Source organism: Arthrobacter sp. 8AJ, from assembly GCF_902506025.1.
In the GTDB taxonomy this organism is placed as follows: domain Bacteria; phylum Actinomycetota; class Actinomycetes; order Actinomycetales; family Micrococcaceae; genus Arthrobacter.
On sequence record NZ_LR733289.1, the window covers coordinates 2653511 to 2666257 of the forward strand.

13 protein-coding genes are annotated in these 12747 nt (G+C 67.3%); 2 read left to right on the forward strand and 11 right to left on the reverse strand.

Features of this window, described 5'->3' with window-relative positions:
• Positions 1-90: 90 nt before the first annotated feature.
• The 7 genes from rpsO to truB all read right to left on the reverse strand — a co-directional run bounded on the left by rpsO (position 91) and on the right by truB (position 5581).
• Positions 91-360 carry a 30S ribosomal protein S15 gene (gene rpsO / locus BACI349Y_RS12360; protein WP_043452786.1) on the reverse strand — a complete coding sequence of 90 codons (270 nt, stop codon included), beginning with the start codon at positions 358-360 and terminating at the stop codon, positions 91-93.
• Between the two features lie 200 nt (positions 361-560).
• Entirely contained in the window at positions 561-1820 is a 1260-nt protein-coding gene (locus BACI349Y_RS12365) for a kynureninase (RefSeq protein ID WP_159632348.1), read from the reverse strand.
• Positions 1817-2671, reverse strand: a complete 855-nt coding sequence (gene kynA / locus BACI349Y_RS12370) for a tryptophan 2,3-dioxygenase (RefSeq protein WP_159632349.1) — start codon at positions 2669-2671, stop codon at positions 1817-1819. Before kynA ends, BACI349Y_RS12365 begins: the two co-directional genes overlap by 4 nt.
• 36 nt (positions 2672-2707) lie before the next feature.
• Positions 2708-3691, reverse strand: a complete 984-nt coding sequence (locus tag BACI349Y_RS12375) for a bifunctional riboflavin kinase/FAD synthetase (protein WP_159632350.1) — start codon at positions 3689-3691, stop codon at positions 2708-2710.
• 99 nt (positions 3692-3790) lie between these two features.
• Positions 3791-4240, reverse strand: a complete 450-nt coding sequence (locus tag BACI349Y_RS12380; RefSeq protein ID WP_159632351.1) for a hypothetical protein — start codon at positions 4238-4240, stop codon at positions 3791-3793.
• Between the two features lie 19 nt (positions 4241-4259).
• Positions 4260-4613 carry a hypothetical protein gene (locus tag BACI349Y_RS12385; RefSeq protein ID WP_159632352.1) on the reverse strand — a complete coding sequence of 118 codons (354 nt, stop codon included), beginning with the start codon at positions 4611-4613 and terminating at the stop codon, positions 4260-4262.
• 2 nt (positions 4614-4615) lie between these two features.
• On the reverse strand, positions 4616-5581 hold the full coding sequence (truB, locus tag BACI349Y_RS12390) for a tRNA pseudouridine(55) synthase TruB (RefSeq protein ID WP_159632353.1): 966 nt from the start codon (positions 5579-5581) through the stop codon (positions 4616-4618).
• 137 nt (positions 5582-5718) lie between these two features.
• On the opposite strand from truB, the gene BACI349Y_RS12395 reads away from it, so the two are divergent.
• A complete protein-coding gene (locus BACI349Y_RS12395; RefSeq protein WP_201302439.1) occupies positions 5719-6876 on the forward strand; it encodes a pyridoxal phosphate-dependent aminotransferase in 1158 nt (385 codons plus the stop codon).
• A gap of 18 nt (positions 6877-6894) precedes the next feature.
• On the opposite strand, the gene trxA is transcribed toward BACI349Y_RS12395, so the two are convergent.
• On the reverse strand, positions 6895-7332 hold the full coding sequence (gene trxA, locus BACI349Y_RS12400; protein ID WP_159632355.1) for a thioredoxin: 438 nt from the start codon (positions 7330-7332) through the stop codon (positions 6895-6897).
• 2 nt (positions 7333-7334) lie between these two features.
• A complete protein-coding gene (locus BACI349Y_RS12405; RefSeq protein WP_159632356.1) occupies positions 7335-7838 on the reverse strand; it encodes a nucleoside deaminase in 504 nt (167 codons plus the stop codon).
• A gap of 173 nt (positions 7839-8011) precedes the next feature.
• Between BACI349Y_RS12405 and BACI349Y_RS12410 the strand changes: the two genes are divergently transcribed.
• Positions 8012-9139 (forward strand): ScyD/ScyE family protein, encoded by a 1128-nt coding sequence (locus BACI349Y_RS12410; RefSeq protein WP_159632357.1) that lies wholly within the window; start codon positions 8012-8014, stop codon positions 9137-9139.
• A gap of 83 nt (positions 9140-9222) precedes the next feature.
• Here BACI349Y_RS12410 and rbfA read toward each other — a convergent pair whose 3' ends face one another.
• Both rbfA and infB read right to left on the reverse strand, forming a co-directional pair.
• Positions 9223-9732, reverse strand: a complete 510-nt coding sequence (gene rbfA / locus BACI349Y_RS12415; RefSeq protein WP_159632358.1) for a 30S ribosome-binding factor RbfA — start codon at positions 9730-9732, stop codon at positions 9223-9225.
• 289 nt (positions 9733-10021) lie between these two features.
• Entirely contained in the window at positions 10022-12703 is a 2682-nt protein-coding gene (infB, locus tag BACI349Y_RS12420; protein ID WP_159632359.1) for a translation initiation factor IF-2, read from the reverse strand.
• Positions 12704-12747 lie beyond the last annotated feature (44 nt).

Below are 12747 nucleotides of genomic sequence, written 5' to 3' on the forward strand. Positions count from 1 at the left end.
CGAATGCGTGATGCGGTTGATCCTCCTGTTTAGTTTTTCATTTGAAGAAGGCGGCCCGTTCCGGATGGAAAGGGCCGCCCCAAAGCCAGACTAGCGGCGCAGGCCGAGGCGCTCGATGAGCGAACGGTAGCGGGCGATGTCAGTCTTCTTGAGGTAGCTCAGCATGCGCTTGCGGCGACCAACCATGGCCAGCAGACCGCGCTGGGTGTGGTAGTCGTGCTTGTGCTCCTTCATGTGCTCAGTCAGATCCTTGATCCGCTGGGTCAGGACGGCAACCTGGACCTCCGGTGAACCGGTGTCGCCTTCGGCGGTTGCGTATTCCTTGATGATGGACTGCTTTACAGCGGCGTCAAGTGCCACAATAACTCCTTGGGAATGTGCCGTGAGGGCCCAGGTCAGTAACTCACTGCCGGGTCTGCCGTGTTCGTCCGCCCCGGTAATCCGGAAGGGGCCGCCACCAACAGGAACCAGCCGCCACGGACTGCAGCCGGATCCATCGTCCAGTTTACCGGCCCGGGCCTAACCTTGTCGAAACACGTGCGGCGGGATCACCGCCGTGGTCAGCCCTGCAGCCTGTCCCGGATGGCGGCCATGCCGTGGAGCACTTCGGCAAAGCTGGTGCTCAGGGGTGACAGGCCCACCCGGATGCCGTGCGGCGAGCGGAAGTCGGGGATGACATCGCCGTCCCACAGGGCCTCGACGGTTCCCTTCGTGAAGTCCGCGTGGTCCACCGTGATGTGCCCGCCCCGCTCCCCCGGATTCCGTGGCGTGGCCAGTTCGGCTCCCAGGGGTTCCAGCCACGCGTCAAAGACCTCAACGGCGAAGGCGGTAAGGTCTTCGGACTTCGACCGGATGGCGGCCATGCCGGCCTCTTCGATGAGGTCCAGGGTCCCCTGCATGGCGATCATGCCGAAGATCGCGGGAGTGCCGCTGAGGAACCCACGGATGCCGGATGCCGGCTGGTAGCCGGCCGCCATCTCGAAAGCGTCTTTGCGTCCCATCCAGCCCCAGATCGGCTGGTTCAGTGCGGGCAGGTGCCGTGCGTTGACGTAGGCGAACGCCGGGGAGCCGGGGCCTCCGTTGAGGTACTTGTAGGTGCAGCCCGCGGCGAAGTCCACGTCCGCGCCGTCCAGGTCGATCTCCACCGACCCCGCCGAATGGCACAGGTCCCACACCACCAGGGCGCCGGCGTCGTGCACTGCTTTGGTGATGCCCGGCAGGTCAGCGAGGTGGCCTGAACGGTAGGCGATCTGGCTGAGGAGGACGACGGCGGTGCGCGGCCCGGTGGCCTGGCGCACCTGCTCAAGGGTCACCCCTGCGGCGGGATCCGGTTCGATCCAGCGGAGTGTCAGGCCTTCCTCGAGGGCGATGCCCTCCACCAGGTAGCGGTCGGTGGGGAAGTTTTCGGTGTCGAGCACCAACTCGTTCCGGTCCGGGTCCGCCGCGGCGGCGAGGGCTGCCCGGATCAGCTTGTACAGCACCACGGTGGTGGAGTCGGCGATGATGGTCTGCCCCGGCGCCGCACCCAGGACGGCACGGCCCAGCTGGTCGCCCATGGCCTGCGGCATGGCGAGCCACTGTTCGTCCCAGCCGCGGATCAGCCGGCCGCCCCACTCGTCGCGGATGAAGGCAGCGACGTCGTCCGCCGTCCGCTTCAGGGGCCGGCCCAGCGAGTTACCGTCCAGGTAGGACAGGGGCGTGTCCGTGCCGATGAAGTGGTCGCGGTAGTGCGCCAGGGCGTCTTTCCGGTCCAGCTCCCCGGCGCGCTGCCGGAGCGTTTCCGCTGTCACGCCGGCGATGTTTTCCTGGTGGATGCTCATTGTCCGATCTCCGTCCTGACCGCGAATAGTTCCGGGAAGAAAGTCAGTTCCAGGGCCTTCTGCAGGAAGGTCACACCGCTGGATCCGCCGGTGCCGGTCTTCATGCCGATGGTCCGCTGGACGGTGCGCAGGTGCCGGAACCGCCAGAGCTGGAAATTATCCTCCAGGTCCACCAGTTCCTCGCAGGCCTCGTAGGCCGCCCAGTTGTCCGCGGCATTCTCGTAGATGTGCTTGAAGAGCGGTACCAGCTCCGGGGTGAACTCGTGGGCGCGGGTCACGTCCCGGTCCAGGACTGCGGGCAGGACGTCGAAGCCCTGCCGGGAGAGGTAGGCCAGGAACTCGTCGTAGATGCTGGGAGCAGCAAGAAGTTCCTCGAGCATTGCGTGGGCCTCAGGATCGGATTCGAAGACCGGCAGCATCTTGCGGTTCTTGTTTCCCAGGACGAATTCGACGGCCCGGTATTGTGCGGACTGGAACCCTGACGAGTTGCCCAGGAAGCCCCGGAACTGCGAATACTCGGTGGGTGTCAGGGTGGCCAGCACGGACCACTGTTCGGTGAGGGTCTTCTGGATGTGCTTGACCCGGGCGATGCCCTTGAGCGCCGAACCGAGGTCGTCGTCGCGGAGCCAGGCGGCGGCGCTGCGCAGTTCATGCAGGACCAGTTTCAGCCACAACTCCGTGGTCTGGTGCTGGATGATGAACAGCAGTTCGTCGTGGTGTTCGGGCTGGCTGACCGGCTGCTGGGCACTGAGCAGGGTGGGGAGCTGCAGGTAGGAGGCGTAGCTCATCCGTGAGCTGAAGTCGCGGACAATCCCCTTATCCAGCTTGCGGGTGTTCTTCTCGACGGACACGTCCTGCCTTTCGTTGTTGTCACCCGGGCCGTACTGTCAACGGCCGCCCAGGAGCTGGTGGGCCTGGGCCACGTCCAGCCGCATCTGTTCCACCAGTGCCTCAGGGCCACGGTAGGCCACCATGCCGCGAAGCCGCTCCACGAATTCAACGATCACTGTCTGGCCGTACAGATCGAAGTCCTCCACGGCTTCCTTGGGCCTGTCGATGACGTGCGCCTCGACCTGGCGGCTGACGCCGTCGAACGTGGGGTTGGACCCCACGGAGATGGCCGCGGGCCAGCGCTTGCCGGCCTGGTCCACCAGCCACCCGGCGTAAATGCCGTCGGCGGGAATCAGCCCTGTGGCGTTGGAGGCAAGGTTCGCCGTGGGGAACCCCAGTGCCCTGCCGCGGGCGGCGCCGTGGACCACCTCGCCGCGCATCCGGTGCGGCCGCCCCAGGACCGATGCAGCGGTGGTGACATCTCCGGCCTGCAGCGCTTCGCGCACCCAGGTGGAGGAACAGCGGCGGTCCGTGCCGTCGTCGTCATGCAGCGGGTAGCCTTCGGCCCCGAATTCGCTGATCACCTGGACATCGAAGCCGAATTTTTCGCCGAGCGCCTTCATGGTGTCCAGGTCGCCGGAGTTGCCGCGGCCGAACCGGGCATCGTGGCCGATGACCACGTGGCTGGCGTGCAGGCAGTCCACCAGGTACTGCTCCACGAACTCTTCGGCCGTGAGGCTGGCGAGGTCCAGGGAGTACTTGACCACCAGGATCGCGTCCAGGCCCAGCTCGCCCAGCGCCTCCAGCTTGTCATCCAGGCCCATGATGAGCTCCGGTGCAGCCTCCGGCCGGTGGATCACCGCGGGGTGGGGGTCGAACGTGACGGCCACTGCCTTGGCATGGGAGAGGCGGGCCGACCGGATCAGCTGGGACAGCACCTGCTGGTGGCCTCGGTGAACGCCGTCGAAGTTGCCGAAAGTGACAACAGATGGGCCGAAGTCCGCCGGGACATCGGACGGATCGTTCCAGATGTAAACCATCACCCTCGCCTTAAGCTGCCTGAAAGCATCAACGTTCCGGGACCCTTCCGGCCGCGGAACTCTTCAAGATTACCCGGATTCACTGTGCAGCTTTGCCCGTCACTGCGCAGTCTTCGCCTGTGAGGGCCGGCGCCGGTAAAGCCACACCAGCCCCAGGATGGGCAGCAGCAGCGGGATGAAACCGTAGCCGCGGCCAAACAGCGACCAGACGGTCTCATGCGGGAACTGCACGGAGTCCAGGATGCTCAGGGTCCCCACCACCAGGACGCCGGCAAGTTCCACCAGCACCGCCGCAACCGAAACCTTGAACCATGTGGTTCCGGCCTTGGCCAGTGACACGGTGGCCAGGATGTAGACCAGGGCGGCAAAGGCGGAGAGCAGGTAGGCCAGGGGTGCCTCGGAGAACTTGGTGAGGATCTGGTAGCCGGCGCGGGCGGTGGCCGAGATGGCGAACACCCCGTACACCGCGATCAGGAGGCGCCCGGGCCCGGTATTGCGGGTGTTGCGGACGGTTTCTCCGGTGGCGGGCTGGGCCTGCTGGTCTTTCATTTCTGCTGCTTCTTCCACTTCAGTACCAGATCTGATTCATTCGGGCTGCCATCACCAGCGCCGTGACGCCGACAGCGGCCAGGACAAAGTTGCTCCACCGCGTGCGCTCCAGGATGGACCAGTAGATGGCGGCGGGTGGCAGGAGCATCGCGGTGGCCATGTAGCCCCAGAACTCCCAGGCTTCCCCTGCGATCGGTTCGCCGGCGATCACGCGGACGATCGACCCCACCAGGTAGACCACCAGGGCCACTTCGACGGCCACGACGGACAGGATGGTGACGTCGTTGGGTGCCTTCTTCAGGATCCCGGCGCCCAGGCACAGCAGGGTGGATACCAGGCCGACCACCAGGATGATCCAAAAGTACGCGTCCACGCCTATGCCTCCGCTGCGGAGGTTGTTGCCGCACCGTCGCCAGGTCCGGCCCCGGCGCCAGGCCCGGTGCCGGGGGCGAAGACCAGGACCGGTTTGGCGTAGCTTCCCGCGTCGGCGAGAAGGGCCACCAGGGTGCCGTCGGGAGCGAAGGCCGCGGCAGGGTGCTCCACCGTGGCGGCGCCGGGCGTCCCGGCTGCAGCACCGGCCGCGATCCGCCGGCCGAAGGAGATCTCGGCGGTTTCTTCGGCGGTGAGTTCCCGGTTGGGCATCAGCGCCCTGGCGGCGAGGGACATGTCCAGGACATTGAGCTCATCGGCGAGCTGTTCGAGGGTCCGCGCCTGGTCCAGCGAGTAGGGCCCCACCTGGGTCCGGCGGAGCGCGGTGAGGTGGCCGCCGACGCCGAGGGCGTTGCCCAGGTCCCGGGCGAGGGCACGGATGTACGTGCCGGAGGAGCATTCCACCGTTACATCCAGGTCCACCACGTCCGCTGCCGCGTCCCTGTGGATGCCATGCACGTCGAACCGGTGGATGGTGACGGGGCGCGCGGCGAGCTTGACGTCCTCGCCGGACCGCACGCGGGCGTAGGCGCGTTCGCCGTTGACCTTGATCGCGCTGACGCTGCTGGGCACCTGCTGGATGTCGCCCGTCAGCTCCGCGACGCCGTCGTGAATCTGCTGGTCGGTGATGCCGGCCGCGCTGGTGGTGGCCGTGACCTCGCCCTCCGCGTCGTCGGTCACCGTGGACTGGCCCAGCCGGATGGTGGCGGTGTAGGTCTTGGAGGTGCCCACGATGTAGGTCAGCAGCCGGGTGGCTTTGTTGATGCCCAGCACCAGCACACCGGTGGCCATGGGATCGAGGGTTCCTGCATGCCCCACTTTCCGGGTCCCTGCGAGGCGCCGCATCCGGCCAACCACATCATGGCTGGTCCATCCCTGCGGCTTGTCCACTATCACCAGTCCAGAAAGCACGCCTCCCAGTATATGGGCGCAGGTTGGAGCGCATGTGCAGGGAACCGGCAGGGAGCGGACGACGGCGGCGCCCCACCACGGCGGCCACGTCACCGGACGGGGCGGAGGCAGGGCAGGGGACGGCTAGGATGGCTGGCATGCCTGAGCTTGCCGCCCATGTCCGCGACGTGCCCGTCAACCAGATCCGTGAGATTACCGAGGCCGCTTGGCGCACTCCCGGCGCCGTGGTGCTCAGCATCGGGGAGCCCGGCTTCCCCCTCCCCCGCCACGTACTGGACGCCGGCATCGCCTGCCTGGACCGGGACGAGACCAACTACACGCCCAACGCCGGGATCCCGGCCCTCCGCGAAGCGTTCGCCGCCAGGTTCCGGGAGGAACAGGGCGTGGACGTCGGCGCGGAGCGGGTGTACGTGGTCTCCGGCGCGCAGCAGGGCCTGCACTTCGCCATGAGCCTGCTGCTCTCCCCCGGCGACGAGATCCTGATCCCGAACCCGGGCTACCCCACCTTCGCCATGACCAGCCGGCTGCTGAACGCCGTTCCCGTCGGCTATCCCCTGCACCCGGACCACGGCTTCCAGCCCCGGGTCGCGGACGTGGAAGCCCTGATCACCAGCCGCACCCGGGTCCTGGTACTCAACTCCCCGTCCAACCCGCTCGGCGCCGTGCTCAGTGAAGACCTGGTCCGTGAGCTGGTGGAGCTGGCCCGAAGGCATGACATCTGGGTCATCTCCGACGAGTGCTACGAGGCATTCACCTACGATGTCCCGCACGTCAGCCCGGCACAATTCGACGGCGGCACGGCCGAGGATGCGCGGGTGTTCACCTCATTGACGCTGTCCAAGACCTACGGCCTGACCGGCCTGCGGATCGGCGCGCTCATCTGCCCGCCGGGGCTGGAGCAGCAGATGGACAACGTCATGGAATCGATCGTCTCCTGCGTGGCGTCCGCCCCGCAGTACGCCGCGCTCGCAGCCCTCACCGGGCCGCAGGACTACGTGCGGCACGCGCACCAGCACTATCGGGACAACCGGGATGCGGCGTCCGCGGTCCTGGCGGCGAAGGGCATCCGCTACCTGCCGGCGCAGGGCGCGTTCTACCTGTGGGCGGACATGTCCCACGTAACCGGCGGCGATGTGCGGAGCTGGGTCCGGCGGTTCCTGGCCGACTCCGGGGTGGCGCTGGCTCCCGGGACCGCTTTCGGGTCCATCGGCGAGGGGTGGGTCCGGATCGCGCTGTGCGGCCGGAAGCAGGATCTGTTGGAAGGACTGTCCCGGCTTCCTGCCGCCGGCCGTTAAAACCCGGGCCAGGCAGTATCAGCTGCGGGCGCCGGCCAACGCTTTGTCCAGCCAGGACCGCAGCGCCTCTGCCGGCGCGGCGCCTGCCTGGCGGGCCGCGACCTTGCCGTCCACGAGCACCATCAGCGTGGGGATGGCCTGCACGTCGAACCGCCGCGACAGGCCGGGCGACTTGTCCACGTCCACCTTCACCAGCTTGATCTTCCCCGGCCGTTCACGGGCCAGCTTGTCCAGGACGGGGCTGACCATGCGGCAGGGTCCGCACCAGGCCGCCCAAAAATCCACCAGCACCGGAACTGGGGACTGCTCCGCCACGGCAGCGAAGTCACCATCGCCCGCGGACACGATCCACGGCAGGTCTGCCTTGCAGTTGCCGCAGCGGGGGTGGCCGGCAGCCTGTGCGGGCACGCGGTTGGTCTTCCCGCAGCTGGGGCAGCTGACGAGTGTGGGTTCCATGGCTAGTATTTCTTCCTGCTGTCAAAGGCGCGCCACGTCTGGAAGGGGAGGTCCGACGTAGGGATGTCACCCCTGGTCACCGGCATCAGCTCCGGCGCGGCGCCATTGAAGTAGTCGTAGAAGAGCGCGTCATCAAAGCCTGCAGCCGCTGCCCCGTGCCGGTCGGCGGCGAAGTAGACGTGGCCGATCCTGGCCCACAGGGCCGATGCCAGGCACATGGGGCACGGCTCACAGCTTGCGTAGAGGACTGAGCCGGTGAGGTCGAAATTCACGGTCGCTGCCGCCGCGGCCCGGATGGCCACCACCTCGGCGTGGGCGGTGGGATCGTTGTCCCGGGTCACCCGGTTGACCCCGGCGTGGACGCGCCCGTCGGGGGTCACCACCACCGCTCCGAAGGGGCCGCCGCCCTCGCCGACGTTCCGCGTGGCCAGGTCCACGGCCTGCCCAAGGTATTGGCTCAACTCAGGGTCGATGGAAGGGCTGTTGCCTTGGTCCGCGGAGGTCATAGCACGATCCTAGCCACGGGCGCCCCGGAGGGGGATGGAAAGGGGGCCAAAAAGGGGAGATGCCCCCAACCACTACCAGCCGGTACGGGCCTACGCTTGCGCCCGGGGGATCCATTTTGCCTCCGCGGAGGCTCCACATCCAGCCCGCAAGGGCCCGCACCCCGGAGTACCCAATGAACAAAAGACTCGCACTCTTAGCCTGTACGGCGGCCTCGGCCGCTGCCATCGCGTCCGCAGGCCCTGCCGCCGCTTCCGCCAAGACACCGGATTACGATGTGGTTGCAGGAGGCTTCGTCTCGCCGCTGCATGTCACTGCCGGACCCGGAAAATCCGTCCTGGTGTCCCAGGATTTTGCCGGAAAGCTCACCCGGATCGACCGGGACGGGTCCACGGAGGACCTTTCCACGGACACTCCCCAGGGCTGGGAGGTGGCCGGGGCCGACACCCGCGGCAGCACGACGTACTTCCTTGAAAGCGTGGGCGCCGGCCAGGGCGACCCCGCAGGGCTGCACGGGTACCTGAAGTCCATTGACGCCCGGGGCGATGTTGAGACCATCGCCGACTTTGCCGATTACGAGCGGAGCCACAACCCCGACGGTGACCAGCACTACGGATTCGGCGACGACGTCAGCGCCCAGTGCCTCGCCGCGTGGCCGCAGTTCCCGCCCCCCAGCTACAGGGGCATCGTGGATTCCCATCCATATGCGCTGGCGGTGCGCGACAACACTGCCTATGTTGCGGATGCAGGCATGAACGCCGTGCTCAAGGTGAACCTGAAGAACGGTGACATCGACACTGTCGCCGTGCTGCCGCCGCGGCCGGCCGTGGTTCCGGCGGGCCTGCGGATTCCCACGGACATGATGGGAAACACGGTGGAGGTGCCCGCGTGCGTGGTGGGCCATGAGTATGCCTTTGAACCGGTTCCCACGGATGTGGGGATCGGACCTGACGGGATGCTGTATGTGACGTCCCTGCCGGGCGGCCCGGAAGGACCTGAACTCGGGGCCCGCGGTGCCATTTTCAGGATCAACCCGTGGAACGGCGACACCGACCTCTGGGCAGAGGACATCCTCAGCCCCACGGGCCTGGCGGTAGCAGGCAACGGTGATGTCTATGTTGCATCGCTGTTCGGCGGCGAGATCCTGAAGTTCACCTGTGACGGGGACCGCTCCCAGTTCCTGGCGGTGAACATGCCCGCCGATGTCGACATCAGCGGCCATACGCTCTACGCCACCATCGACGCCCTGGGTGACCCGTCGCAGCCGCCTGCGGGCAAGGTCATCAAGGCCGACCTCCGGTAGCGGCAGCCTCCTCCGCCGGCAGGGCGCGGCGGGATTAAATGCCTCAGGGCCCGGGATACGTTCCCGGGCCCTGGTGTGCGTCTTTACTTGTGGCCGTCCTCGTCGAGGTCCTCGTCGTCGGTGAGGTCCAGGTCCTCTTCGTCGAAGTCGTCCTCGTCGATGTCCACGTCGGCGGACGCGTCGGACTTGTACGGGTCGGCGTCGCCTGCGTGCCGCGCATTGGCGGCAAGGGCGGCCACCTCGGCGTCGCGCCTCTTGGCCTCGCGGAGCAGTTCTTCGAGGTTGGACGCGACCACCGGAATCTGGTCAGCCACAAACTCCAGGGTGGGGGTCAGGCGTACGGTGATGTTCCGGCCCACCTCCTGCCGGAGCACGCCCTTGGCCTTCTCAAGCCCCTTGGCAGCGTCGGCCTGGACAGCCTGGTCGCCAAAGACGGTGTAGTAAACAGTGGCATGCTGCAGATCATTGGTCACGCGGGCATCAGTAACAGTAATGCCCTCCAGCCGGGGATCCTTGACCTTCCGGCCCAGAGCCTCAGCAACAACAACCTTAATCCGCTGCGCCAACTTGGCAGCACGTGCCGGATCAGCCATGAACAACTCCTATAAGAAGAAAAAATTAGGGACGCACGACGGCGGCACGGGGGCCGCGATCGGACGTTTCAGTTATCTGCCACGCACCTGGGGCCGGCTGCCCCGCGCTGTGGCGAGTGCACGACGGACCTGCGTTGGATTTTTCCGGCGGCCAGGGAGTGGCATCGGGCCTGCCGGAGCTGGGTGGCCGACGTCGTAAGACGTAGGCCGCCCAGCGAAGGGGCGGGGCCGCCGGAAAAATCCAACGGCCCCGCACCTGGCACTGCTGACTGCCCGAAGGCGGACCAGCTTAGACGCGCGGCTTCTCGCGCATCTCGAAGGTCTCGATGATGTCGCCTTCGGTGATGTCGTTGTACGACCCAAGACCGATACCACACTCGAAGTCCGTGCGGACCTCGGTGGCGTCGTCCTTGAAGCGCTTGAGCGTCTCGATGGTGAGGTTGTCGCCGATGATCTTGCCGTCGCGGCTGACGCGCGCCTTGGTGTTGCGGCGGATGATGCCCGAGCGGACGATCGAGCCGGCGATGTTTCCGAACTTGGAGGAGCGGAAGACTTCGCGGACCTCGGCGGTGCCGAGCTGGAATTCTTCGTATTCCGGCTTGAGCATGCCCTTGAGCGCTGCTTCGATGTCATCGATTGCTGCGTAGATGACGGAGTAGAAGCGCATGTCGACGCCTTCGCGGTCTGCCAGTTCGGCAACCCGCTCGGCGGGCTTGACGTTGAAGCCGATGATGACGGCGGAGTCGACCGTTGCCAGGTTGACGTCGTTCTGCGTGATGGCACCCACACCGCGGTGGATGACGCGCAGCTGCACGCCTTCGCCGACGTCGATCTTGAGCAGCGCGTCTTCGAGGGCTTCCACGGCACCGGACACGTCACCCTTGAGGATGAGGTTGAGGGTGTCGATCTTGCCCTCGGCGACGGCCTGGTCGAAGTCTTCCAGGCTGATGCGCTTGCGGCGCTTGGCCAGGGCGGCGTTGCGGTCGGCTGCTTCACGCTTCTCGGCGATCTGGCGGGCGGTGCGCTCGTCAGCGGTCACGAAGAAGGTGTCGCCGGCGCGCGGCACGTTGGACAGACCCAGCACCTGGACGGGGCGGGACGGGCCGGCCTCGGTCAGGGCGCTGCCGTCGTCGTCGAACATCGCACGGACGCGGCCGTGGGCCGTGCCTGCCACGATGGTGTCGCCGACGCGCAGGGTACCGGACTGGACCAGGACGGTGGCAACAGCACCGCGGCCCTTGTCCAGGTTGGCTTCGATCGCGATGCCGCGGGCGTCCTTGTTCGGGTTGGCGCGCATGTCCAGGGCAGCGTCCGCGGTGAGCAGGACGGCCTCAAGCAGCTCGTCGATGTTGAGGTTCTGGCGGGCAGAGACCTCGACGAACATGGTGTCGCCACCGTATTCCTCGGGAACCAGGCCGTACTCGGTCAGCTGGCCGCGGACCTTGTCCGGGTTGGCGCCTTCCTTGTCGATCTTGTTCACGGCCACGACGATCGGCACATTGGCCGCCTGGGCGTGGTTGAGGGCCTCAACGGTCTGCGGCATGACGCCGTCATCCGCTGCGACCACCAGGATGGCGATGTCGGTGACCTTGGCACCACGGGCACGCATGGCGGTGAACGCCTCGTGGCCCGGGGTATCGATGAAGGTGATCTTGCGGTCGGTGCCTTCATGGTTGTGCGTGACCTGGTAGGCACCGATGTGCTGGGTGATGCCGCCGTGTTCGCCGGCCATGACGTCGGACTTGCGGATGGCATCGAGCAGTCGGGTCTTACCGTGGTCGACGTGGCCCATGACGGTGACTACTGGAGGACGTGCCTCAAGGTCTTCGTCGCCTTCGGCTTCGAGCTCAGCGTCGAAGTCGATGTCGAAGCCGGAGAGCAGCTCGCGCTCCTCGTCCTCCGGCGAGACAACCTGGAGCTTGTAGCCCAGTTCCTCGCCAAGCAGGGCGAAGGTCTCTTCGTCCAGCGACTGGGTGGCCGTGGCCATTTCACCGAGGTGGAACAGCACGGTGACCAGTGCGGCGGGGTTTGCCTCGATCTTGTCGGCGAAGTCCGTGATGGACGAGCCACGGCGAAGCCGGATGACGGTGTTGCCGTCGCCGCGGGGTACGCTCACGCCACCCAGCGACGGGGCACTCATCTGCTCAAGTTCCTGGCGCTTGGCGCGCTTGGACTTGCGCTGCTTGCCACGGCCTGCGCCGCCCTTGCCGAAGGCACCCTGGGTGCCGCCGCGGCCGCGGCCGCCCTTGCCGAAACCGCCGCCGGCGGGAGCACCGCCGCCACCACCGGGACCACCGGTGCCGGGAGCGCCACCGGGGCGTCCGGGACCGCGGCCGCCGCCGGGACGGCCTGCACCTGCGGGTGCGGGACGCTCAGTGCGGTTGGGCATCATGCCGGGCGTGGGACGGGGACCACCGGGACGCGGTGCACCCGGACGGGGTCCGCCTGCACCTGCGGCGGGGCGGGGCCCACCGGCACCGGCAGCGGGACGCGGCCCACCGGGACGCGGTCCGCCTGCACCTGCTGCGGGGCGCGGGCCACCGGGACGGTCGCCGTCGGTGCGGCTGCCGCCGGGACGGGGCATGCCCTGCGAGGTGGCAAACGGGTTGTTGCCGGGGCGCGGGGCGCGCTCACCGTCTCCGCCGCGGCCCCGGGGCATGCCCTGGGAAGTGGCGAAGGGGTTGTTGCCCGGACGGGGTCCGCCGGGACGGGGGCCGGAGGCACCCGGTGTGGATCCACCCGGACGGGCGGAGGGAGCCGGGGTCTCGGCCTTGGGGGCCGGGCGTGCACCGGGCTTGGCACCCGTGGAAGGAGCACCCGCAGACGGTGCTGCGGGTTTACGCACAACGGGGGCCTCGATAGTTGACGAGGCGGAGCGAACGAATTCGCCCAGTTCCTGCAGTTTTGTCACTGCATCTTTGGAAGTTATACCGAGCTCTTTGGCGAGCTCATGTACGCGGACCTTGGCCACATTTCTCCTGTCTCGGTCCGCACCGAGCCAGGCACGAACCGTCT

Coding starts and splice junctions, on each gene's coding strand:
- trxA (WP_159632355.1), bottom strand. CDS start 7,332: ATGGAACCCACACTCGTCAGCTGCCCCAGCTGCGGGAAGACCAACCGC.
- BACI349Y_RS12380 (WP_159632351.1), bottom strand. CDS start 4,240: ATGAAAGACCAGCAGGCCCAGCCCGCCACCGGAGAAACCGTCCGCAAC.
- BACI349Y_RS12375 (WP_159632350.1), bottom strand. CDS start 3,691: ATGGTTTACATCTGGAACGATCCGTCCGATGTCCCGGCGGACTTCGGC.
- BACI349Y_RS12410 (WP_159632357.1), top strand. CDS start 8,012: ATGAACAAAAGACTCGCACTCTTAGCCTGTACGGCGGCCTCGGCCGCT.
- BACI349Y_RS12365 (WP_159632348.1), bottom strand. CDS start 1,820: ATGAGCATCCACCAGGAAAACATCGCCGGCGTGACAGCGGAAACGCTC.
- BACI349Y_RS12405 (WP_159632356.1), bottom strand. CDS start 7,838: ATGACCTCCGCGGACCAAGGCAACAGCCCTTCCATCGACCCTGAGTTG.
- BACI349Y_RS12395 (WP_201302439.1), top strand. CDS start 5,719: ATGCCTGAGCTTGCCGCCCATGTCCGCGACGTGCCCGTCAACCAGATC.
- rbfA (WP_159632358.1), bottom strand. CDS start 9,732: ATGGCTGATCCGGCACGTGCTGCCAAGTTGGCGCAGCGGATTAAGGTT.